The following is a 22,911-nucleotide window of genomic DNA, read 5'->3' as shown; positions in this document are numbered from 1 at the left end:
TGCTTCAACGCTGATAGTCTGCGGGGAGGGCAGGCGGTTTCTCCCACTCTCTTCTCCCGGTTCCGCACAATTTACTTTCTCTCCCTTTGGATGAGGACAAGAACCCCGCACTGCTTCCGCCCCGGCGCAAAGCCCCAATAAGCTCTATTTTTCGTACGTTAATCCCCGCTTCATTGACCGCTAACTTTGGCATCCTGTACTCAGAATTCCTGCCAGCAGAGGTTTGTCGTGGCTGAAGAGAGCGACGAGGACAAAACAGAATCGCCCACACCCCACCGATTAGAAAAAGCGCGGGAAGAGGGGCAGATTCCACGATCCCGTGAGCTGACCTCGGTTCTAATGCTTGCTACCGGCCTGATGGTCCTCTGGCTGGGGGGCGAAAACATGGCGCATCGGTTAGCCAGCATGGTCGCGGCAGGATTGCACTTCGATCACGGCATGGTGAACGACGATAAGCTGATCATCGCGCATATCAGCAATCTTATCGGTCAGGCGATTATGGCACTGCTGCCGCTGATGGCAGGTCTGGTGCTGGTGGCGATTGCCGCGCCGATGCTGCTGGGCGGCATTGTGATCAGCGGCAAGTCAATCAAAGTGGACATCAAGAAGCTCAATCCGCTGAGTGGACTGAAGCGTATGATTGCCGGTCAGGCCTGGTCGGAACTGCTGAAAGGGATCCTGAAAGCGGTCCTGGTTGGCAGCGTGGCGGGCTGGTACATCTGGTCACACTGGCCGGAAATGCTGCGCCTGATGAGTGAATCGCCGCTGAGTGCGCTGGCGCATGGCCTGAATATGATCGCGGTCTGTTGCCTGCTGGTGATGATTGGCCTGATTCCTATGGTCGGCTATGACGTTTTCTGGCAGCTCTACAGCTACTACAAAAAATTGCGCATGTCGCGTCAGGAAATTCGCGACGAGCACAAACAGCAGGAGGGCGATCCGCATGTTAAAGGGCGTATTCGCCAGCAGATGCGCGCCGCCGCCCGTCGCCGCATGATGACGAATGTACCGAAAGCGGATGTGGTGGTCACCAACCCGACGCACTATTCCGTCGCCCTGCAATATAACGAGAAAAAAATGAGCGCCCCGAAAGTGGTGGCAAAAGGCGCCGGTGATGTGGCGTTGAAAATCCGTGAGCTGGCAAAAGAGCACCGGATTCCCATTCTGGAAGCGCCGCCGCTGGCGCGTGCGCTCTACCGACATACTGAAATCGATCAGCATATTCCCGGCGCGCTCTATGCCGCCGTGGCGGAAGTGCTGGCCTGGGTGTGGCAGCTGCGACGCTGGAAGCGTGAAGGCGGCCTGATCCCGAAAAAACCTCAGGTTCTGCCAGTACCGGCGGAACTGGACTTTGCTGGAGAGAACAGAAACGATGGCTAATCTGGCCGCTAAACTGCGTTTACCAAATGATTTCAAAAATACGCAATGGCAGGTGCTGGCCGGTCCGGTGCTCATTCTGCTGATCCTGTCGATGATGGTGCTGCCGCTGCCGCCCTTCATCCTCGATCTGCTGTTTACCTTTAATATCGCGCTTTCGCTGATGGTGCTACTGGTGGCGATGTTTACCCAGCGCACGCTGGAGTTCGCGGCCTTCCCGACCATTCTGCTTTTCTCCACCTTGCTGCGCCTGGCGCTGAACGTCGCCTCTACCCGTATTATCCTGATGGAAGGGCATACCGGCGGAGCAGCGGCGGGACGGGTGGTTGAAGCCTTCGGTCACTTCCTGGTGGGCGGCAACTTTGCCATCGGTATCGTGGTCTTTATCATCCTCGTCATCATTAACTTTATGGTGATCACCAAAGGTGCCGGCCGTATCGCAGAAGTGGGCGCGCGTTTCGTGCTCGACGGGATGCCGGGTAAACAGATGGCGATTGACGCCGATCTCAATGCCGGCCTGATCGGTGAAGATGAAGCTAAAAAGCGTCGTTCTGAAGTAACACAGGAAGCGGACTTCTACGGCTCAATGGACGGTGCCAGTAAGTTCGTACGTGGTGATGCCATCGCGGGCATCATGATTATGGTGATCAACGTGATCGGCGGCCTGCTGGTGGGCGTGTTGCAGCATGGCATGGATGTCGGCCATGCGGCAGAGAGCTATACGCTGCTGACCATCGGTGATGGTCTGGTGGCGCAGATCCCGGCGCTGGTAATCTCTACCGCAGCGGGCGTTATTGTTACGCGCGTCAGCACCGATCAGGACGTGGGCGAACAGATGGTCAGTCAGCTGTTTAAAAACCCACGGGTGATGTTGCTGAGTGCAGGCGTGCTGGGTCTGCTGGGCCTGGTGCCCGGCATGCCCAACTTTGTGTTCCTGCTGTTTACTGTGGCCCTGCTTGGGCTGGCCTGGTGGCTGCGCGGACGGGAAATGGCGCCGAAACCGGCCGCCGCTGCCAGCAGCGTGGCCCGGCCGCAGGAGACCCCGGCGAACCTGGAAGCGACCTGGAAAGATGTGCAGCTGGAAGATACGCTGGGCATGGAAGTCGGCTATCGCCTGATCCCGATGGTCGATCAACAGCAAAATGGCGAGCTGCTGGGACGTATCCGCAGTATCCGTAAAAAGGTGGCGCAGGAGGTGGGCTTTCTGCCGCCGGTGGTGCACATACGCGACAATCTGGAGTTACCGCCCGCGCGTTACCGTATTCTGATGAAAGGGGTGGAGATCGGCAGTGGCGATGCCTTCCCGGGCCGCTGGATGGCGATCAACCCCGGTACGGCTGCCGGTACGTTGCCGGGTGAAGCGACGGTCGACCCCGCGTTTGGCCTGGCAGCGATCTGGATCGACAGCGCGTTGAAAGAGCAGGCGCAAATCCAGGGCTTTACCGTGGTGGAAGCCAGTACCGTGGTAGCGACGCACCTGAATCATCTGATTGGTCAGTACGCCAGCGAGCTGTTTGGCCGTCAGGAAGCGCAGCAGCTGCTTGACCGTGTCACCCAGGAGATGCCGAAACTCACGGAAGATCTGGTTCCCGGCGTGATCACCTTAACCACACTGCACAAAGTATTGCAGAACCTGCTGACGGAACGCATCTCTATCCGTGATATGCGCACCATTCTCGAGACTCTGGCAGAGCATGCGCCGGTACAGAACGATCCGCAGGAGCTCACCAGCGTGGTACGCGTCGCGCTGGGACGTGCGATTACCCAACAGTGGTTCCCGGGCAATGGCGAGGTGCAGGTAATAGGTCTGGACGCGACGCTGGAACGCTTGCTGCTGCAGGCGTTGCAGGGCGGCGGCGGTCTGGAGCCGGGGCTGGCGGATCGTCTGCTGCAACAGGCGCAGACGGCGCTGCAGCGTCAGGAGATGCTGGGTGCGCCACCGGTGCTGCTGGTTAACCATCCATTGCGCGCGCTGCTGGCGCGTTTCCTGCGCCGTACGCTGCCACAGCTGGTAGTGCTCTCCAATATGGAACTGACCGATAATCGTCAGATCCGTATGACTGCCACCATCGGAGGCAAATAATGTTTCGCGCAGCGCTGCTGACAATGCTGTTGTTACCCGGTATTACGGGCGCAGCGGATATGGCCTGGCACGCCAGCGCCAGTGGGCCAACGCTGAGCCTGCGTGGCAGCTGGCTGCGTTCACCCGCGCTGAAACCCCCGGCGGATGCTCAGGGCGCCATTCGGGTGATCCACTGGCGCTACCAGCTGAGCGGTCCGGCGCCTTCCGGCTTGCAGGTCCGGCTCTGCGCATCGCAGCGCTGTGCCGTGCTGGAGGGGGGGAGCGGCTATACCCGTGGCCTGGCGAATGTGGCGGCGAATGAAACGCTGCATCTGGTGTTTGGCGTGATGGGGAAAGGCCATCTCCCGCCAGGCTTACGGGTGGTCAGCAGCGAAGTGATGGTGAATTACCATTAGTGTCTGGCGGGGAGCGTAAAATCGCCCGCGACCTGTATGGCTCAATGAGGCATTTTCTGGCAAGAAACTATCTCCTGTCGATCTCAGGATGAAAGCGTGCGTCGCTTATCATCCTGAAATAACGTTTATGATGAAAAGAGTATACCGGATATTACAGGCACGATTTAATCGCTATCTGTGTCGAAAGCAATACGATAATAATTGGGGTTAAGGCTTTTTATTGCTGCGTTTCTTTCCTGCGCGTCCTCTGTTTCCTGCCCGCTTTTTCCGGCATATTCTTCTTCTCTTTCGATAGCTTGCATAGCCTGGGTATATTGCAGCTTTGCTGCCTGCTGATAAGCCGCTAAATGCGCATTACGTTTATCAACATCACTGAGAAAATGGTCAAGATCCATCAGATGCTGTTCAAGCTCTTCATCGTCGCTCTCTTCATCGGGGATGTATTCAACTTTCGGCATTCTTTCCGCCAGCTTGATTTTGGCTTCATTGCTGGAGTATGCGGACGCATCGAATCCCTGGAAATAATTACCAAATCGGTTCAGTGGTGTCGGTGGATAATGAGGTTTTTTGTTTCCATCCATTTTACAGGGGTTAAAATCATCCTTTGCTACAGCACAGGGGGGAAGTGAGTAGCCGGGCGATGCCTCTTTTTTCATTAAAGCCGTCATGGCTGGTGTGCGGGCTTGAGAAACACGATTTTCAAATGCCGCACGCAGGCTGGCCACCTTATCACCGGGGAAAGCGATTGTACGGTGAGCGCTTTCAGCAGAAGGCGAAACCACCTTTTTAATCTTTTCCGGCCAGCTAATTTTAACCGGGACGCCAGTAAAAGGGGTTCCGTCCCGGTTTAATTTCCAGGGGTTGTTTTGTACGTTGATGAAATTAAATTTATCCTCAGATTTAGATTTGCTTTTGTCACTATCGCCGATACTGGCAAACAGGTTTTGTGTGTTTGCGACAAATTGAACCGATGATGTCATTTCCTGCTATCCACTTGTTAACTATTGACGAAGCGAGTTTACAAAGCTTATCAGGATCATATTTTCAAAAAACGCCTTTGTAATAATAATTAACAAACGTAATTTTTAATCCTGACGGCATTCAGCTATTGCTGAGAGCAACCTGTAGCGAGGTATAACACGGGGAAAACAGCGAAAGGGGCAACAGAGGCGGCAAAGCATTTTCTCTGCCGCCGGGGTTTGCCCGCTGCTGATAAAACAGTCTCAGAGCGGGCAGACGATTACATACGTTCGATGGTTTTGATACCGAGGGTATCGAGACCCTGACGCAGGGTTTTCGCCGTCAGCGCAGCCAGTTTCAGGCGGCTCTGGCGGGTAGCCTCATCTTCTGCTGCCAGAATCGGACAGTGCTCGTAGAAGCCTGAAAAGAGCCCGGCCAGGTCGTAAAGGTAAGCACACATCACATGCGGCGTACCGTCACGCGCAACCTGAGTGATAATCTCTTCGAACTGAATCAGTCGGGTTGCCAGCGCAGCTTCCCGCGCGTCAGAGAGCGTGATCGCGCCGCTCAGGCTATCGATATCAATACCCGCTTTGCGGAACACGGAAAGCACACGCGTATAGGCATACTGCATATAGGGCGCGGTATTACCCTCAAAGGCCAGCATGTTATCCCAGTCAAAGATATAATCGGTGGTGCGGCTTTTCGAGAGATCGGCATATTTCACCGCGCCGATACCTACCACTTCCGCCAGCTCATGCGCCTCAGCAGGAGTCATGTCCGGGTTCTTCTCTTTCACCAGCGTCAGCGCGCGCTCATGCGCTTCATCCAGCAGATCCGCCAGCTTGATAGTGCCGCCGCTACGGGTTTTGAACGGACGACCATCTTTGCCCAGCATCATGCCAAACGCATGGTGTTCAAGCGGTACCGATTCCGGCACATAGCCTGCTTTGCGCACAATGGTCCAGGCCTGCATCAGGTGCTGGTGCTGACGTGAATCGATGTAGTAAACCACGCGGTCAGCGTGCAGCGTTTCATAACGGTATCTGGCGCAGGCGATATCGGTTGTGGTGTAAAGGTAGCCACCATCCTTTTTCTGGATGATAACCCCCATGGGTTCGCCTTCTTTGTTTTTGAACTCGTCGAGAAACACCACGGTGGCGCCTTCGCTCTCCTGCGCCAGCCCTTTGGCTTTCAGGTCGGCCACGATGCCCGGCAACATATCGTTATACAGGCTCTCACCCATCACATCGTTGCGTGACAGGGTTACGTTCAGACGATCGTAGACCAGCTGGTTCTGGCTCATGGTGATATCCACCAGCTTTTTCCACATAGCGCGACAATATTCGTCGCCGCCCTGTAGTTTCACTACATAGTTACGCGCGCGTTCAGCAAAGGCTTCATCTTCATCATAAGTGCGTTTTGCTTCACGGTAGAAAGCTTCCAGATCGGCCAGCGCAATCTCTTCGTGGTGTTCGTTCTGCTGTTTTTCCAGGAAGGCGATAAGCATACCGAACTGGGTGCCCCAGTCCCCGACGTGGTTCGCGCGAATCACCTTATGGCCCAGAAACTCCAGTGTACGCACCGCTGCATCCCCGATGATGGTGGAGCGAACATGGCCCACATGCATCTCTTTCGCCACATTCGGTGCGGAGTAATCCACCACAATGGTTTGCGGCTCAACAGGCGCAACGCCCAGGCGGGGTGAGCTCAGCGCCTGCTCAGCCTGCTGTGCCAGCCATTGCGGATCAAGAAAAATATTGATAAAGCCGGGTCCGGCGATGTCGACTTTACTGGCGATGCCGGTTAAATCGAGGTGTTGTAAAACCTGCTCTGCCAGCTGACGCGGCGCTTGCCCCAGCTTTTTCGCTACGGCCATAATACCGTTGGCCTGATAATCACCAAACTGCGTTTTAGCAGACTGACGAACCTGAGGTTCACAATCGGCCGGTGCGCCAGCCATCATCATCGCCTGACTGACTTTTTCACTAAGTAGAGCCTGAATATTCACCGAGTTACCTTAGTATGCTGAAAAGGCTCATCTGCAGCACAGCGAGCCGTTGTCGTCATCCTGCCCGGAAGGAAAGGTGACAGGCAGGATGAAAAAAGAAAAAATAAGGGGGAAAGTATACGTGAATTGTTACCGGGCGTCAGTAGCCTGATAACCAGCAAAATCAAGGGCGGTGTTGTCTGGCGTAAACAACACCTGGCGACGTAACAGGTCTAACGACGTCTCAGGTGACGACGGGGATTCTTGACGCTTTTGTCTTCACGCACTTTCCAGTGACGTGCTATAGCGAATCCCATCAAGGCAATCAAAGCCGCGACAATAATGAGCATAGACATAGAGCCATTCCTTGTATGAGGTGTGAGACAAATCTATAAGAAAGGGTCGTCCCCTGCAAATGTTTGCAGGCTAATTAAGAGTTATCTCATTGAATTAACAAATGCCATTTTAATCATGCATTTAAGAGCACTTTGTCAACTAACGTTTGGCCCTAAACAGACGAATATTCCGAAATGAAAGGCCAGATTATGCAGTTTTTTGACGAAATTTAGCACAAATCAGATGAATCTGAGCCTTTTCTGGCCGCGAAACCAGACGGCAGGCCGGATTCGATCATTTAAAATTATTGAACATAGACCGAGGAAACATGACGCATCACGGCTTTTTACTGCCAGAACTACAGGACTTGCGTACCGATCTGGTGCGCTTTGAGTCTGCACTCGAGAATCTGGCGCAGCGCCTGGGCTTGCCGCTGGTCGATCTTGAGGTCGATCATATCGCGCTGCGCTGTCATCAAATCGCTACCGCTGAACGCTGGAAGCAGGGCTTATTGCGCATAGGCACGCTCTTTTCAGAAGCGATGATTAATGGTCGTCCCATTGCGTTGTTTAAACTGCATCAGCCTCTGCAGGTCGCCAGATGGCAGCTGGATGTGATCGAATTGCCCTGGCCTGGTCAGAAGCTTTATCGCCACGAAGGTTGGGAGCATGTGGAGGTGGTGCTGCGCGGCGCACCGGAAACGCTGGGCGTGCGCGCCATGGCGCTGCTTTCTGACGAAGGGTTAGCGCAGCCGGGGATTTCGTTCAAAACCAGTAGCCCGCAGGGGGAGAATGAACGCCTGCCCAATCCGACCCTGGCGGTGACGGACGGGGAGACCACAATTAAATTTCATCCCTGGCGACTGGAGGAGATTGTCGCCAGCGAAGCGGATTAACGTTCCTGCACCGCACGCGCGAGGCGGGAGAGCGCTTCTTCCAGCGTGGCGCGCGTGCAGCCAAAGTTAAAACGCACAAAGCGATCGTCGCCAAAATCACGTCCGGGCGAGAAGCCAAGCCCGTGTTTCTCAAAATAGAGCGCCGGGCTGGCGACATCCAGTCCGCTGGCATCAATCCAGCCAAGGTAAGTCGCCTCGGGTGCCGCCATGTTGAGGCCCGGTAAGGCATTGACCTGCTGCGTCAGACGATTGCGGTTTGCACGCAAATAGTCGAGCTGGGCGTCCAGCCAGCTTTCCCCATCACGCCAGGCGGCCTCAGCGGCCACCAGCGCCAGAATGTCCACGGACGGCACAATCCCCTGGCGCGTGCGGGTAAATTGTTTGCGCAGCTCCGGATTGGGAATAATGGCCATCGATGCCCCTAAGCCGGCGATATTAAAGGTTTTGGACGGCGAGAGCAGGGTAATGGTGCGCTGGGCAGCCTCTTCACTCAGGCTGGCGAACGGAATATGTTGCAGGCCAGGCGTCAGAATCAAATCACAATGGATTTCATCTGAGCAGACGATCAGATCGTGACGTTGTGCAAACTCAAGCTGCGCCTGCAGCTCTTCCCGCCGGTAAACGGTGCCGCCCGGATTTTGCGGGTTGCACAGCATCAGCAGTTTCTCTTTGCCCGTCAGCTGATTATCCGCGTCGCTGAGATCCATGACCCAGCGGTTATCCTGCAGTCGCAGCGGCAGGTTGACCTGTGGACGTTCAGCCAGCTTTGCGGAATAACGAAACGGAGGATAAATGGTCGCCGGCGCGACAGTGGCTTCATCGGGCGCGGTAAATGCGCGTACGCAGAGATTCAGGCCGCTCACCACGCCGGGCAGCAATACTATCCACTCCGGCTGGATCTGCCACTGATAGCGCTCCGCCATCCGCTGTACCGTGATCTCAAGCAGTTTATGCGGCGTGTCGCCGTAGCCGAAAATGCCATGTGCCACACGCGTTTGCAGCGCCTCGATCACACAGTCTGGGGCGCGAAAATCGGTATCTGCCACCCATAGCGGCAACACATCACGATTGCCATATTTGTTCCATTTCAAACTATCGCTGTGACGCCGATCGAGCGCCTGGTCAAAATTAAATGCCATAGTTACGTTTCCGCCTAAAATAAGTCACTCTGTCAGAGTAACTGAAGCACCTGTCCCGAGCCAGCAGACACGTAAAGGAGAAGAACATGACAAAGCTGGAAATTTGTTGCTATGGCCTGGATTGTGCAATCACGGCGCAGCAGGCAGGAGCAGATCGCGTTGAACTCTGCACCGCGCCGCGCGAAGGGGGACTGACGCCCTCAGCGGGCCTGCTGGAAGCCGCACGGCGTGAACTCACCATTGCCGTACACCCTATTGTGCGGCCACGCGGCGGCGATTTTTGCTATACCGCGCGTGAGTTCGACGTGATGAAATCTGAGGTGGCGATCATCCGCGAGCTCGGTTTTCCCGGTCTGGTGATCGGTATGCTGGATGAGGATGGCCATATCGATCATGCGCGTATGGAACACATTATGGCGCTGTGCGACGGGCTGGAGGTCACCTTCCACCGCGCATTTGACCTGTGTCATAGTCCGAAACGCGCCCTGAAAGAGTTGACCGCTCTGGGCATCGCGCGCATTCTGACTTCGGGCCAGCAGCAAAATGCCGAAAACGGAATTGCGTTATTGCGGGAACTTAATGAGCTGAGCACAGGTCCTATTATTATGGCCGGTGCAGGTGTGCGTCTCAGCAACCTGCAGAAGTTTCTTGAGATGGGGATTAAGGAGATTCACAGCTCCGCCAGCCGTCTCATTTCCTCCCCGATGCGTTACCGGAAAGCCGGGGTTTCCATGTGTTCCGAAGCCGAAACGGATGAATTCAGCCGCTACTGCGTGGATGGTGATGTGGTAGAAGCCATGAAAAGTGTGATGCAGATGACCCCTGACCGGGTGGCCTGAATCACCAGTGATTTTGCCGCGCAGCACGCCGAAAACCGACGTGATGTTTGCCTGTACCAAACCCCAGCATCTTGTTGGGGTTCTTTTTATCTACAACCCGACGAACAGAATAAAGGGCCTCAGGGACAGAGCCGGAGCGGTAAAAAGCTGCGCTGCAAACCGGACAGACAGCCGCCTGTTGCAGCCGGAAGAGACGAAGGAAAAGCCTTCAGAGGTAAGACTATTCTTTACGTGCTGCCTCGGCCAGAAAATGGCTGCGGCTTGTATAACGGGAGTCTTTACTTACCGCCTTATCAATTTTCTCAATTAACAGATGGGGCATAGTGATATTGATACGTTATGACTTGCCAGGATATTTGGTGATGTCCATTTCAATGCCAATGAAAACCAGACGCGTCGATGGTGCTTTGCTGGCTATATTTTGCGCCTGGTCAGCTAAATGCGCATCAGTCGCTTCAGGAACAGGCAGCCCTTTTTCTGCCAACAGCGTAAAATGCGCATTTAGTGCAGATCCGACATCTTTAAATGCTTCCTGAAAATGCTCCCCGGCAAAGATGCAGCCAGGCACATCAGGAAACCAGCCGCTGGCACTGCCGTCAGAACCGATTTCAACTAAGCCTGTATAAATCATATAAAACCTCTGTCTGAAAAGAGCGTCCTTATGGGCGGCTCCGCACTGGTTTAGTTTCGCAATCTTCAGAATCTGGTGGACCGTGCCTGTTTTCAGGTTCTTCTCTGGATGTGGAACTGTTATGACAATAGCGAAATCCGGGTGGCCAAATAAGTGATGGCTTCCTTTCACCCTTTCAAGCTGCCAACCCTTTTTCTCTGACAGCTTTATCAGTTCCGAACTTTTTCAATCTCTCTCCGTCTTGTGCACTGACGTTAAAAATACACACAGGCTACACACCGCCAGTCAATGTTATGGTGTGTAGCCTGTGTGTTGGCTTTGGCTTGCTTTAGAGGAGCTGGAGTTTTTGCGCTGTGCCACATTTTGCATACAGGCTCCGCTGTCAGCCTGAAAGGAGATGTTTTATGGCAAGTGGCTGTTCCGTCGTGTTTTTTTAGACAACAAGACGCTGTGCTGGTGACAGAGTGTTATCTGGCCGAAGCATAAATTCATAAGACATAAATGGAAACCGTGTCCATAGTTGACCCTTTGTTTGCAGGAATAAGACACGTGCTTCATCGCTCATATTTTTCGCTAAAATTTACCCTTTTTATCTCAGCCTTTGCCCTGATACTGTGGACTGTTATGCCCACGGAAGCGTTGATCCATCTGGCTGAGGAGGGGCAATTGATTGAGAGCCTGACGTTGTATTTCTATGCTGCGGTGCTCATTATGCTGATGTTTACTCCACTGGCCGGGGTAAAACTGACCACCCGCTGGTCGGTGATCTTCGTATTATTCGCCATGATGGCTCGTGAGGCGGATTTACATAAAGCTGTTGATGACATGAGTATGCTGAAACTGCGTTTCTGGACCGGCGCGCTGCCCTGGCAGGATAAGTTGCTGGCGCTGGCGGTGTTGCTGCCTGTTGTCCTGGCCTGTTTAAACCTTCTGTGGCGTCACAGCCGTAAAATCTGGCACGCGGCCAAAGCGCACGAAGCGCACGCCGTCACTATCCTGGCGTTTATCAGTCTGATTATCCTGACCAGCATGCTTGATCGCTCCCTGGGCGTGGTGAAAGAAACCTTCGGCTGGCACGGACCAAAATGGCTGGTTGCCCTGCAAACGTCGCAGGAAGAGTTGCTGGAGATGGCATTACCATTGCTGGCGCTGGTGGCGGTCCTGCAATACCGGGGCAGTGTACGGCATGCGCAGACGGAGCCTGCCAGCGTGGTCAGAGCTCGCTAAGGTTCCGATTACGGAACAGTAACCAGGAGGATGACAGGCAATGATGGCGCTTGTTATCCCCAGGAAGTCCGCCATCCTTATCACTGTGTAACCAGCATGACCTGAAGCCGGTCAATGCTGTCCGGAAAACCGCTACCAGCCGAAGGGTCTGCCACAATCAGTACTGCTGTCACGGCAGCCCCGGTTGCGCACGCGTTCCATACGTCGGTCTTTTTTGAGCTTTCCATTACCATCAACACGATATATCGGGGACTTGGGGGAGGGGAGCGGTTTGTTATCCTGTCTGTCAGGGGTATAGCTGGCGGTACAGGAGACAAGAGGGAGTGAAAGCAGCAGTAAAAGAGGTAATCGCAACAAAAGCATTTTAGCTCCATCATAAAATAAAGTTGAATGCACCGCACGGAGAAACTTAACAAAGTTCCGTAATGAAAATAGCCAGAAAAGGAGCAAATTTGCCTGAGTTTACAAAGCGCCTGTAAAAGCCAGGTAACCTCACCGCGTTGGGCGCGAGGCATGGAATTGATTGATGGTTGTAATAACTACTGGTGCGATAGTGTCGGTGTAACAGAGGCGTTGTTAGCATGTTGCTGTGGATTTTTGGCATCAATCGCGCGGTAAAGTAAGAAAAGACAGAGCCAATAAGCGTTCTGCTGGAATATGCCTATATCTGGCGTAAATCACATTATCAACAATAGTTTATTGAGTAACGCTTCCCGGTTTTGCTGTTGTTCCTGATCTCATCTGTGTTGTTAATCTGTTGTGTGGGGGAGCGGCCGTATCAGGCGGTTGGCTTATTGTGGGCCGGGAAGCCTCAGCTGTTTTTTTAATGCCTGAGGTAAATCATTGACAGGTAAAGTCAGTACTTCTGTTTACATCATTCTTATGGGTGTAGTTACCCCTTTTACGCCTACATTTGCTGATCAACGGGACCTCTATTCTGTTCATACCGCTTCATTTGTTTACCATGCTTATGCTCCCACGAAAGACTATACCCAGTATTTTAAAAATGAATTAATTGCGGTAGAAAAGCGGCTCAGCGCAGAGTCAGAGTACAGCCTGTATGCGGGCACCATGATTAACAGCGAAGATAATCGCTGTGTATTACTGGGAATGGGCAAACAATGGGGAGAATATAAAAAGCTGGTTATTGAAGGCCTCTACGTTTACGCGGGCGAGTTTTTCATTGAGCCTTTCTCGCATTGTGGTGACCGGGGCATTTATCATGAATTTAAAAGGATAACCGGGGTGGGCTTTGCCCCTTATATCTATCATGGTGTCAGGTATGATGTGAACCCCTACGTAGGAGTAAGGTCGGGGGTGATCTTGCCAGGAATTGTGGTATTCAGCCTGCAGTTCCGGTTCTGAACTCTCATCGGTCTGCAGGTCAGAGTGAATGCGCGCCGCTCTGGTCTGATGCAGCATGACTCCTGGCCGCAGCAGAAGATCCCACACAGGCGCGGAAGGCGTTACACTTACTTTATCCACTCTGACGGACACCCAACATGAAACGCCTGAACCTGCTGGTTTTTACCCTCCTGAGCGCCAGCTTTTTCAGCTCGGCTGCCCCGGCTATCCGCTGCGATCCCCAAAGTCAGGCGATTGCCAGCAGCAACAACTGGATCATGCTGGGCGGCAATGCCAAAGGGGCGGTGCGTCAGGTGATCGCGGGTGAATTTGGGAAAGATGTCAATTCGCAGAAGCGGATCCTCGGGCAGTTTGATCCCTGTGGCGATTTGATGGTGGCGGATGTCAGTTACGATAAGTCGGAACACAATGTCAGGCTGAGCATGGAGCAGCATATTGCCCGGGTAGAAGATGGCTGGATGGCGGAGTATGCTTACCTGGTTAAAGTCGTAAAAGAGGGCAAAGAGGTAGTGGTAGACAACCGGCAGGGCACCATCAACTGGCTGACAGGACGGCAGGGTAATATCGTCAGCGCCTCCGACAAATTTATCAGCATGGGCAAACACGGTTTTACCGACTCCACCTACCACTACGACGACCAGTTCCGCCTGCAAAAAAGCGTCTCGCGCGGCACCGATGAACTGACCAATGGTGAAAGTCATTATCGCTGGAATCCACACGGATTGATGGTCAGCACTACCAGCGCGCGCGGTAAAGATACCTATACCTACGATGAACAGTTGCGCGAGCTACGGCTGGATGGACTGACCAGCACGCCGGTCAGCACCATTCGCTCGGTGGATGAGTGTCAGCTGTGGGATGGGGTGGGCAACTGCACCCTGAGCTATCTGCATGAAACGGAAGTGTTTTCGCAGGGCGCCATTGAGCGTCACCTCAGTACGGCCTATAAGTATGAATACTGGGAGCAACCGGCCGAGTAATGCGGGACGGCTCGCGCCGTCCCGCGCTGTTATTTCACCGTTTTACTGAAGGCATCCACCGCCAGAATCGCGCTGGCAATATCTTCCGCCGTCAGGTTGGGGTTAAGGTTTTTCAGCGTATCGCCTTCGTTGTTCGCCAGGGCGCCCACTTTCACCAGATTTTCCCAGCTTTCATTTTCCAGATGCAGTTCCTGCAGCGTGGTCGGCATCCCGATAGCGCGATAAAAGCGAATATAGCGCGCGATCTCTTCATCGGGACGGCGTTCCAGCACCATTTGCGTCAGCGTGCCGTAAGCGACTTTTTCGCCGTGCGTCAGATGATGGATTTCGCCATCAATGGCGGTAAAGCCGTTATGGATCGCATGGGCGCCGGCCAGACCCGCATTTTCAAAGCCCAGCCCGGAGAGCAGGGTATTGGCTTCAACCACCGCTTCAACGGCAGGCGTGACACGTTTCTGCGCAACGGCGGTATAGGCGCTGTAACCCCAGGTCAACAGCGTCTCTTCACAGGCGCGGGCAATCGCCATCCCGGCGATCGTCGGCTCGCCATTGACCATCGATTTGGCATGTGAACGCTGTACGGCCTGCGCCTCCACCCAGGTGGCCAGCCCGTCGGCGATGCCGGAGGCAAACAGACGTACCGGCGCGCTGGCGCAGACAGCGGTATCTACCAGTACCAGGTCGGGGTTTTTACTGTAGAAGCGATAGCTTTCAAATACGCCGCTGTCGGAATAGATCACGGAAAGGGCGCTGCAGGGCGCATCGGTGGAAGCCACGGTAGGCACAATCACGACCGGCTGTTTCAGTTCATCGGCAATGGCTTTTACCGTATCCAGCGTTTTGCCACCGCCGAGGCCGACCACGATATCGCTATTCCATGTCCGGGCCAGCTGCGTCAGGCGGGTGATTTCATTAGTGGAGGCTTCCCCTTTAAACTGCTGATAGTGAAATTCAATGCCCGCTTTTTTTAATGTCTCCGCGCTGCGCTCGCCGATCAGTTGCCAGACCACCTCATCCGCGACAAGAAAAGCGCGGCTGCCCAGCTCCGTCAGATACTGTCCCAGATCGTCCAGCGCGCCAGCGCCCTGAACATATTTTCGTGGTGAAGAGAAAATAAGCTTATTCATAACCTCTACTCCTTACATGAATGATGCAGACCTTTTGAAATAACCTGACACAACCGGAAGCAATTTCATTAACAAAAGATGGCAGGTTACGGAAAAATGTTTTTAATAACACCCTGTTATCCTTGCATTAACGCTTTCCTGCTGTCAGAGTCGTGATACGCTTTCCTGGAGATCATTTATGACCGCGACGCAGCTCTCCTTCCTTATTGCTATTACGTTACTGACCCTCACACCCGGTTTCGATACCGCGCTGGTGCTACGTACGTCCGCAACTGAGGGCTGGCGCCGCGCCAGTGCCAGTGCATTGGGCGTTACGCTCGGTTGTATGTTGTGGGGTATTGCCGTCGGTGCCGGGCTGGGCGCGCTGCTGCTGGCCTCAGAAACAGTTTATCACTGGCTGAAAGGATTGGGGGCGGCATATCTGCTCTGGCTCGGGGTCAGCTTGTTGCTGAAACCGCGAAACGCGCTACAGAGCGCAGAGGATAGCTCCCGCGCGGCAGCGGGCTACCTGACTCATTTCCGCCGCGGGCTGCTGGGGAATCTGTTGAACCCCAAGATTGGAGTGTTTTACGTCACGTTTCTGCCGCAGTTTATTCCGGCAGGGGCGTCCGTACCCTTGTGGTGTACCCTGATGGCGTTAACGCATATGGTGATCGGTCTGGTATGGAATGGATTGCTGATTGCGGGCAGCCACTATTTTGCCCGACGGCTGCGCCAGCCGGGCATGATTAAAATCATGGATCGTGTAACGGGATGTGTGTTTATCGCCTTTGCCGCAAAACTGGCCTTATCGCGACGCTGAGCCTCAGGGCTTACGGGCAATAAGTACGGCACGCAACGGTGCCGGATAGCCTTCAACCGTACGGGTGTTGTCGGCGGGATCGAGGAAATCCGCCAGCGATTCGCTGGTCATCCAGTCGGTACGCCGCTGCTCATCAGTGGAGGTGACGGCATAATCCGCAATGCGTACGTCAACGAAGCCGCATTTCTCCAGCCAGGTTTTTAACATTTCCGCTGAAGGGATAAAGTAAACGTTACGCATTTGCGCGTAGCGTTCGCCCGGCACCAGTACCTCGTTGGCACTCCCCTCAATCACCAGCGTTTCCAGAACCAGTTCGCCTTCACTGACCAGCTGATTTTTCAGCTGCAGCAGATGATCCAGCGGCGAGCGGCGATGGTAGAGCACCCCCATGGAAAAGACGGTATCGAAGGCTTTCAGCTCCGGCAACTGTTCAATCCCTAACGGCAGCAGATGGGCGCGACGATCGTCCCCCAGCAGCTTACGCACCGCTTCAAACTGACAGAGGAACAGCTGCATGGGATCGATGCCCACCGCCAGCTGCGCCCCGGCACCGACCATACGCCACAGGTGATAACCGCTGCCGCAGCCCACATCCAGCACCAGACGACCCTCCAGCGGAGAGATATGCGGCAGTACCCGTTGCCATTTCCAGTCGGAGCGCCATTCGGTATCGATATGGGTGCCATACAGAGAAAAGGGGCCTTTACGCCACGGCATCAGATTGCGCAGCAGCTTCTCAATTCCCTGACGCTGACGATCACTCAGATCGTCGCGATCGGCGCTGACGCTGTGCAGCAGATCGAACTGCACGGGCGTGAGATCGGGCAGGTGATCCAGGGTTTTTTGCCACAGACGAAAGTGGCCGTGCAGGTTTTCCCGCTGCCAGGTGGCGATCTGCGCGGGCAACACTTCCAGCCAGCTGGCGAGCGGGCCGGTGGCGATCTGCTGATAAAATTTGCCAAAGTCGATCATTTCAACGCCACCAGAGAACCAAAGTTAAAGCACTGAAACCAGAGTTCAGCATGGGTAAAACCGGCCTGCTTCAGGCGCGCCTTATGGGTTTCCACGCTGTCAGTCAGCATCACGTTTTCCAGCATGCTGCGTTTCTGACTGATCTCCAGTTCGCTGTAGCCGTTAGCGCGTTTAAAATCGTGATGCATATTGAACAGCAGCTCGCCGACCTCGCCATCCTCAAAACTGAACTTCTCCGACAGCACCAGCGCGCCGCCGGGGTTCAGCCCCTGCCAGATTTTACTCAGCAACTGCAGGCGTGCGGCAGGCTCCAGAAACTGGAGCGTAAAGTTCAATACCACCAGCGAGGCGTTTTCGATGGGGATATCACGAATATCGGCTTCGAGCACATCAACCGGCGTATCGGCGCGAAAAGCATCAATATGAAGGCGGCAGCGCTCCACCATCGCCGGGGAGTTATCAACAGCAACAATGGTACAGCCCGGAACATGGATATTGCGGCGCACCGACAGGGTAGCGGCACCCAGCGAGCAGCCGAGGTCGTAAACGCGGCTGTTGGGTTGCACAAAGCGCTCGGCCAGCATGCCAATCATCGAAATGATATTGGAGTAACCGGGAACAGAGCGCTGAATCATGTCAGGAAAGACTTCAGCCACGCGCTCATCAAATGTCCAGTCACCCAGTCTGGCTATGGGGGCGGAAAATAGCGTATCGCGATCAGACATAACAAAAGATCCGAAGAGATGACGGAAAGGGCGCTATTCTGGCAGAAAGTGCCTGTTGCTGCACCCTTTCATCAGTGTAGCGTGAAGCCCCGTTGCCGGGGCCGTCCGACAGATTAAAACTTACCCGGCCGCGCAGGGCAATCCGCATCAGTCTGACGTGCTGTTAATACGGGGCTATCGGAAAGCCGTGGTCAGAACAGCGCGCTTTGCTGCGGCCAGGTGGGCGGCGCGCCGAGGTCAGGCACGATTTGCTGCAGCTGTGGCCAGAGCGCCTGCACCAGCGGGAATACCTGGCCCATATCGGGCGTATGAATAAACAGCATTGGGATGCACGCCTGTTGCCAGGCATCCAGCTTACTCAGCCAGGGCTGAAACAGCGGCACGCTCTCGTCAACACTGTCACTGCCGATAAAACGCACCATCGGCTGGCTGCCGGTGCGCACTACATGAGGCGGCACGCGCGGTTTTTTATTGCGCGCATCGATGGCTGCCGGACTCAGAGAGCGCGAAGCGTGTACCGGGCGGCTGTCGAGAATCACGCGATTGATGCCTCGCGCCAGCAGCCCGCGATTCAGCGCCTGTTCCGCTTCGCCCCTGGCGAAGAACTGCGCATGACGCACCTCCACGCCATAGGCGAAGCGGCGCGGCAGCGTATCCAGGAACGCCCAGAGCGCCGGCAGCTGGGCTGGCGCGAAGGTGGCGGGCAGCTGTAACCAGTATTGCCCGATGCGATCGGCGAGCGGATCGAGAGCGCGGAAGAAATCCGTCACCAGATCATCGGTATGTTGCAACCCGGACTGATGACTGATGGTGGCGGGAAACTTAAAGCAGAAGCGGAAATTGTCGTCCGTCATGTCGCGCCAGCGCTGCACCGTTTCCGCTTTGGGCACGGAATAGAGCGTGGTGTTGCCTTCCACACAGTTGAAATAACGCGCATAGTCAGCGAGGCTCTCCAGCCCCAGGCGTTTCCAGTGCGGGTGCTGCCACTGGGGTAAACCGATGCGGATTGTCAAAACCTTCCTCCTGGCGCCTCTCTGACCGGCAAGTTACCTTGTAAATACGTCGTTTTATTATGGCGATGCGGCAGGCGCGGCGCAAACGGCGATGAAATAGGCGCTTTGGCGCGCCTCTACTTATCCTTACCTGGTTTTTCCATTATAATGGCCGCCATTTTTGCGGCAGCATCTCAAAAGGTTATGCGGCCCGACGCGGCCAGGCTGCAGCGGCGAAGTTAAAAGGATAGCGTTATGCGTACAGAATATTGCGGACAGCTCAATCTGTCTCATGTAGGTCAACAAGTCACTCTTTGCGGCTGGGTCAACCGCCGTCGCGATCTGGGCAGCCTGATATTTATCGATATGCGCGACCGTGAAGGCATCGTGCAGGTCTTTTTCGATCCCGATCGCCAGGAGGCGTTTCAGCTGGCCTCGGAGTTGCGTAACGAATTCTGTATTCAGATCAGCGGAACGGTACGTGCGCGTGAAGAGCGTAACAAAAACCCGGAGATGGCCACCGGCGAGATTGAAGTATTCGCCACCGATCTCACCATCATTAACCGCGCGGAGCCGCTGCCGCTGGACTCAAACCAGAACAACAGCGAAGAAGCGCGTCTGAAATATCGTTACCTCGATCTGCGTCGTCCGGAAATGGCTCAGCGCCTCAAAGCACGTGCGCGCATCACCAGCTTTGTGCGCCGCTTTATGGACAGCGAAGGCTTCCTGGATATTGAAACGCCGATGCTGACCAAAGCCACGCCGGAAGGGGCGCGCGACTATCTGGTCCCGAGCCGCGTTCACAAAGGCAAGTTCTACGCGCTGCCGCAGTCACCACAGCTGTTTAAACAACTGCTGATGATGTCAGGTTTCGACCGCTACTATCAGATTGTGAAGTGCTTCCGCGATGAAGACCTGCGAGCTGACCGTCAGCCGGAATTTACTCAAATCGATGTGGAAACCTCGTTCATGAGCGCGCCGCAAGTGCGCGAAGTGATGGAACGGATGATCCGTGAACTGTGGCTGGAAGTGAAAGGAGTTGATCTCGGCGCTTTCCCGCAGATGACTTTTGAAGAAGCGATGCGTCGTTACGGTTCCGACAAGCCTGATCTGCGTAACCCGATGGAACTGGTGGATGTCGGCGACCTGCTGAAAACGGTAGAATTTCAGGTCTTCTCCGGCCCGGCGAACGATGCCAAAGGGCGCGTGGCGGCCTTGCGCGTACCAGGCGGTGCGCAACTGAGCCGTAAGCAGATCGATGAGTACGGCAAATTTGTCGAAATCTACGGCGCGAAAGGTCTGGCCTGGATGAAGGTCAACGTGCGCGCTCAGGGCCTGGAAGGCGTACAGAGCCCGGTGGCGAAGTTCCTGACAGGCGAGATTGTTGAAGCGATCCTCGCCCGTACTGGCGCGCAGGATGGCGATATCATTTTCTTCGGTGCCGATCGGGCAAAAGTGGTCGCGGACGCGCTGGGCGCGCTGCGTCTGAAAGTGGGCCGCGATCTGCAGATCACCAACGATAAAGCCTGGGCACCGCTCTGGGTGATCGATTTCCCGATGTTTGAAGGCGACGATCAGGGCGGCCTGACGGCGATGCATCATCCGTTTACCGCGCCGCGCGATATGAGCCCGGAAGAGCTGACCCAGGCGCCGGAAAACGCCATTGCGAATGCTTACGACATGGTGATTAACGGTTATGAAGTAGGCGGGGGGTCGGTGCGTATCCACAATGGCAAAATGCAGCAGGCGGTGTTCTCCATTTTAGGCATCAATGAACACGAGCAGCGTGAGAAGTTCGGCTTCCTGCTGGACGCACTGAAATACGGTACGCCGCCGCACGCCGGTCTGGCCTTTGGCCTCGATCGTCTGGTGATGCTGCTGACCGGTACCGATAATATCCGTGACGTTATCGCTTTCCCGAAAACCACGGCGGCCGCCTGTCTGATGACGGAAGCGCCGAGCTTTGCCAATCCGGCCGCGCTGGAGGAACTGGCTCTGCAGGTGGTGAAAAAAGAGAAAGCGGACGACAACAGCGGAAAGCAATAATGGCTTATAAGTACCCTGTGTCGGTATTGGTCGTGATTTATGCGCGCGATACGGGCCGGGTGCTGATGCTGCAGCGGCGCGATGATGCGGCGTTCTGGCAGTCTGTGACCGGCAGCCTGGAAGCGGGAGAGACGCCGCACCAGGCCGCACAGCGGGAAGTGATGGAAGAGCTGGCCATTGATGTACAGGCTGAGCAACTGGTGATTGAAGATTGCGGACGGCAGATTGAGTTCGAAATCTTTGCTCACTATCGTCATCGCTATGCGCCGGGCGTCACCCATAATCGTGAACACTGGTTTCGGCTGGCGTTACCCGCCGAGCGCGAGGTAACGCTGACGGAACACCTGGCAGCACGCTGGCTGCCCCCGGCAGAGGCCGCAGCATTAACCAAGTCCTGGAGTAATCGCCAGGCAATTGAGGAATTTATCTGACAGGAGATCGCGGCGCGCTTTTACCGCCCCGATGCCGGATAGCTTCCTTCTGCACGAACGGCGCAGGAACAACATGGCTGTTCACTACCTGAAACGGACGTTAACGCTCCCCGAAAAGGCGTTAACGTCGCACTTATAAAAGTCAGGGCAACCCGCGCAGCGACCCTTGTCTTGCGCAGGCCAGCCTGAACGATGCCAGGATCGGAGAAAATATCAGATGGCGGGACACAGTAAATGGGCAAATACCAAGCACCGTAAAGCAGCACAGGATGCGCGGCGCGGTAAAATCTTCACCAAAATCATTCGTGAGCTGGTCACAGCGGCGAAGCTGGGCGGCGGCGATCCCAACTCCAACCCGCGTCTGCGTGCGGCAATGGACAAAGCGCTGTCAAACAACATGACGCGTGACACCATGGATCGCGCTATCGCCCGTGGCGTAGGCGGTGAAGATAACGCCAACATGGAAACCATTATTTATGAAGGTTATGGCCCGGGCGGCTCTGCCATTATGGTGGAATGCCTGAGCGACAACCGTAACCGTACCGTGTCTGAAGTGCGTCACGCCTTCACCAAAACCGGCGGCAACCTGGGCACTGATGGCTCCGTCAGCTATCTGTTCAGCAAAAAAGGGGTGATCTCTTTTGCGCCGGGTCAGGATGAAGACAGCGTGATGGAAGCGGCGCTGGAAGCGGGGGCGGAAGATGTGGTCAGCTACGACGATGGCGCAATCGACGTCTTTACCGCCTGGGAAGAGCTGGGTGCGGTCAGAGATGCGCTGGCGGCGGCGGGTCTGAAAGCGGAAAGCGCAGAGGTGTCGATGATCCCTTCCACCAAAGCGGAAATGGATGCGGAAACGGCGCCGAAGCTGCTGCGTCTGATCGACATGCTGGAAGATTGTGACGACGTGCAGGAAGTTTACCATAACGGTGAAATTTCTGACGAGGTGGCGGCGACGCTGTAATGGCGCTGACCTGCACATCAGAAGTAACCCGTGGAGGCGCAGCATGGCCATAATTCTCGGCATCGATCCCGGCTCGCGCATCACCGGTTATGGTGTGATCCGACAAACCGGCCGCCAGCTGACCTATCTCGGCAGCGGCTGTATACGCACCAACGTGGCAGATTTGCCGTCACGCCTGAAGCTGATTTACGCGGGCGTAACGGAGATTATCACCCAGTTCTCGCCTGACTATTTTGCTATTGAGCAGGTATTTATGGCGAAAAACGCCGACTCGGCGTTGAAGCTGGGGCAGGCACGAGGGGCGGCCATCGTGGCGGCGGTGAATCTGGCGCTGCCGGTGTTTGAATACGCGGCGCGTCAGGTCAAGCAGACGGTGGTCGGTATCGGCAGCGCAGAGAAAAGTCAGGTGCAGCACATGGTGCGTACCCTGCTGAAACTGCCCGCCAACCCGCAGGCGGATGCGGCGGATGCGCTGGCGATCGCCATCACCCATTGCCATGTCAGCCAGAACGCTACGCGTCTGAGCGACAACAAACTGACCCTGGCGCGTGGACGACTGCGTTCCGGCTGATACCCCGTCAGGTAATCGCTTGTTTTCAGGCTGGATATTCATCCAGCCTTTTTTATGTTATAAATCG

At 55.2% G+C, this 22,911-nt stretch carries 20 protein-coding genes and 2 pseudogenes; 13 read left to right on the top strand and 9 right to left on the bottom strand.

Features of this window, described 5'->3' with window-relative positions; translation table 11 throughout:
* Positions 1-228 precede the first annotated feature (228 nt).
* From flhB to flhE, 3 genes are read left to right on the top strand one after another with little or no spacing between them, the layout of a single operon-like run.
* Positions 229-1,380, top strand: a complete 1,152-nt coding sequence (gene flhB / locus E0E17_RS17490; RefSeq protein WP_130835266.1) for a flagellar biosynthesis protein FlhB — start codon at positions 229-231, stop codon at positions 1,378-1,380.
* On the top strand, positions 1,373-3,460 hold the full coding sequence (gene flhA, locus E0E17_RS17485) for a flagellar biosynthesis protein FlhA (protein ID WP_130835265.1): 2,088 nt from the start codon (positions 1,373-1,375) through the stop codon (positions 3,458-3,460). Before flhB ends, flhA begins: the two co-directional genes overlap by 8 nt.
* A complete protein-coding gene (gene flhE, locus E0E17_RS17480) occupies positions 3,460-3,855 on the top strand; it encodes a flagellar protein FlhE (RefSeq protein WP_130835264.1) in 396 nt (131 codons plus the stop codon). Before flhA ends, flhE begins: the two co-directional genes overlap by 1 nt.
* A 164-nt stretch (positions 3,856-4,019) precedes the next feature.
* Here flhE and E0E17_RS17475 read toward each other — a convergent pair whose 3' ends face one another.
* Positions 4,020-4,835, bottom strand: a complete 816-nt coding sequence (locus E0E17_RS17475) for a hypothetical protein (RefSeq protein WP_130835263.1) — start codon at positions 4,833-4,835, stop codon at positions 4,020-4,022.
* A 260-nt stretch (positions 4,836-5,095) separates the two neighbouring features.
* Positions 5,096-6,826, bottom strand: a complete 1,731-nt coding sequence (gene argS, locus E0E17_RS17470) for an arginine--tRNA ligase (RefSeq protein WP_130835262.1) — start codon at positions 6,824-6,826, stop codon at positions 5,096-5,098.
* Positions 6,827-7,469: 643 nt separating this feature from the next.
* Here argS and E0E17_RS17465 point away from each other — a divergent pair.
* Positions 7,470-8,036, top strand: coding sequence for a VOC family protein (locus E0E17_RS17465; protein WP_130835261.1), 567 nt, complete (start codon positions 7,470-7,472; stop codon positions 8,034-8,036).
* Here E0E17_RS17465 and E0E17_RS17460 read toward each other — a convergent pair.
* Entirely contained in the window at positions 8,033-9,175 is a 1,143-nt protein-coding gene (locus E0E17_RS17460; RefSeq protein WP_130835260.1) for a MalY/PatB family protein, read from the bottom strand. The genes E0E17_RS17465 and E0E17_RS17460 overlap by 4 nt on opposite strands.
* 86 nt (positions 9,176-9,261) lie before the next feature.
* Here E0E17_RS17460 and cutC point away from each other — a divergent pair, with 86 nt between their 5' ends.
* The gene (gene cutC, locus E0E17_RS17455) at positions 9,262-10,014 is read left to right on the top strand and encodes a copper homeostasis protein CutC (protein ID WP_130835259.1); all 753 of its coding nucleotides are present in this window, start codon (positions 9,262-9,264) and stop codon (positions 10,012-10,014) included.
* A 220-nt stretch (positions 10,015-10,234) separates the two neighbouring features.
* Here cutC and E0E17_RS17450 read toward each other — a convergent pair.
* Together E0E17_RS17450 and E0E17_RS17445 are read right to left on the bottom strand one after the other, a co-directional pair.
* Positions 10,235-10,708 (bottom strand): annotated as a pseudogene (locus E0E17_RS17450) (type II toxin-antitoxin system HicB family antitoxin).
* Positions 10,694-10,858: pseudogene (locus E0E17_RS17445) on the bottom strand (type II toxin-antitoxin system HicA family toxin); the annotation flags it as partial. The pseudogenes E0E17_RS17445 and E0E17_RS17450, both read right to left, overlap by 15 nt.
* Before the next feature lie 411 nt (positions 10,859-11,269).
* Here E0E17_RS17445 and E0E17_RS17440 point away from each other — a divergent pair.
* The 3 genes from E0E17_RS17440 (at position 11,270) to E0E17_RS17430 (ending at position 14,217) form a co-directional block, all read left to right on the top strand.
* On the top strand, positions 11,270-11,872 hold the full coding sequence (locus tag E0E17_RS17440; RefSeq protein WP_130835258.1) for a hypothetical protein: 603 nt from the start codon (positions 11,270-11,272) through the stop codon (positions 11,870-11,872).
* Positions 11,873-12,715: 843 nt separating this feature from the next.
* Positions 12,716-13,237 (top strand): hypothetical protein, encoded by a 522-nt coding sequence (locus E0E17_RS17435; protein ID WP_130835257.1) that lies wholly within the window; start codon positions 12,716-12,718, stop codon positions 13,235-13,237.
* 137 nt (positions 13,238-13,374) lie between these two features.
* On the top strand, positions 13,375-14,217 hold the full coding sequence (locus tag E0E17_RS17430; protein ID WP_130835256.1) for a hypothetical protein: 843 nt from the start codon (positions 13,375-13,377) through the stop codon (positions 14,215-14,217).
* A 29-nt stretch (positions 14,218-14,246) separates the two neighbouring features.
* Here E0E17_RS17430 and E0E17_RS17425 read toward each other — a convergent pair whose 3' ends face one another.
* Positions 14,247-15,344, bottom strand: a complete 1,098-nt coding sequence (locus tag E0E17_RS17425) for a glycerol dehydrogenase (protein ID WP_130835255.1) — start codon at positions 15,342-15,344, stop codon at positions 14,247-14,249.
* Positions 15,345-15,522: 178 nt separating this feature from the next.
* Here E0E17_RS17425 and E0E17_RS17420 point away from each other — a divergent pair, with 178 nt between their 5' ends.
* Complete coding sequence (locus E0E17_RS17420; RefSeq protein WP_130835254.1) at positions 15,523-16,146, top strand: LysE family translocator; 624 nt, start codon at positions 15,523-15,525, stop codon at positions 16,144-16,146.
* A gap of 3 nt (positions 16,147-16,149) precedes the next feature.
* Here the strand turns inward: E0E17_RS17420 and cmoB are convergent, their stop codons facing one another.
* The 3 genes from cmoB to E0E17_RS17405 all read right to left on the bottom strand — a co-directional run bounded on the left by cmoB (position 16,150) and on the right by E0E17_RS17405 (position 18,856).
* The gene (cmoB, locus tag E0E17_RS17415; protein WP_130835253.1) at positions 16,150-17,118 is read right to left on the bottom strand and encodes a tRNA 5-methoxyuridine(34)/uridine 5-oxyacetic acid(34) synthase CmoB; all 969 of its coding nucleotides are present in this window, start codon (positions 17,116-17,118) and stop codon (positions 16,150-16,152) included.
* Positions 17,115-17,843: a carboxy-S-adenosyl-L-methionine synthase CmoA gene (gene cmoA, locus E0E17_RS17410; RefSeq protein WP_130835252.1), complete on the bottom strand. Its 729-nt coding sequence runs from the start codon at positions 17,841-17,843 to the stop codon at positions 17,115-17,117. Before cmoA ends, cmoB begins: the two co-directional genes overlap by 4 nt.
* Positions 17,844-18,034: 191 nt before the next feature.
* Entirely contained in the window at positions 18,035-18,856 is an 822-nt protein-coding gene (locus E0E17_RS17405; RefSeq protein ID WP_130835251.1) for a DUF72 domain-containing protein, read from the bottom strand.
* Positions 18,857-19,090: 234 nt separating this feature from the next.
* Between E0E17_RS17405 and aspS the strand changes: the two genes are divergently transcribed.
* The 4 genes from aspS to ruvC all read left to right on the top strand — a co-directional run bounded on the left by aspS (position 19,091) and on the right by ruvC (position 22,844).
* Positions 19,091-20,881 carry an aspartate--tRNA ligase gene (gene aspS / locus E0E17_RS17400; RefSeq protein WP_130835250.1) on the top strand — a complete coding sequence of 597 codons (1,791 nt, stop codon included), beginning with the start codon at positions 19,091-19,093 and terminating at the stop codon, positions 20,879-20,881.
* Positions 20,881-21,312 carry a dihydroneopterin triphosphate diphosphatase gene (nudB, locus tag E0E17_RS17395; RefSeq protein WP_130835249.1) on the top strand — a complete coding sequence of 144 codons (432 nt, stop codon included), beginning with the start codon at positions 20,881-20,883 and terminating at the stop codon, positions 21,310-21,312. Before aspS ends, nudB begins: the two co-directional genes overlap by 1 nt.
* Positions 21,313-21,529: 217 nt before the next feature.
* Entirely contained in the window at positions 21,530-22,273 is a 744-nt protein-coding gene (locus E0E17_RS17390) for a YebC/PmpR family DNA-binding transcriptional regulator (protein ID WP_130835248.1), read from the top strand.
* 43 nt (positions 22,274-22,316) lie between these two features.
* Complete coding sequence (ruvC, locus tag E0E17_RS17385) at positions 22,317-22,844, top strand: crossover junction endodeoxyribonuclease RuvC (protein WP_130835247.1); 528 nt, start codon at positions 22,317-22,319, stop codon at positions 22,842-22,844.
* Positions 22,845-22,911 lie beyond the last annotated feature (67 nt).

It is taken from the genome of [Erwinia] mediterraneensis (assembly GCF_900604315.1).
Classification (GTDB): Bacteria; Pseudomonadota; Gammaproteobacteria; order Enterobacterales; family Enterobacteriaceae; genus Pantoea; species Pantoea mediterraneensis_A.
Note: the sequence above shows the minus strand (reverse complement) of the source record. Positions and strands in the feature narration are given on the sequence as shown.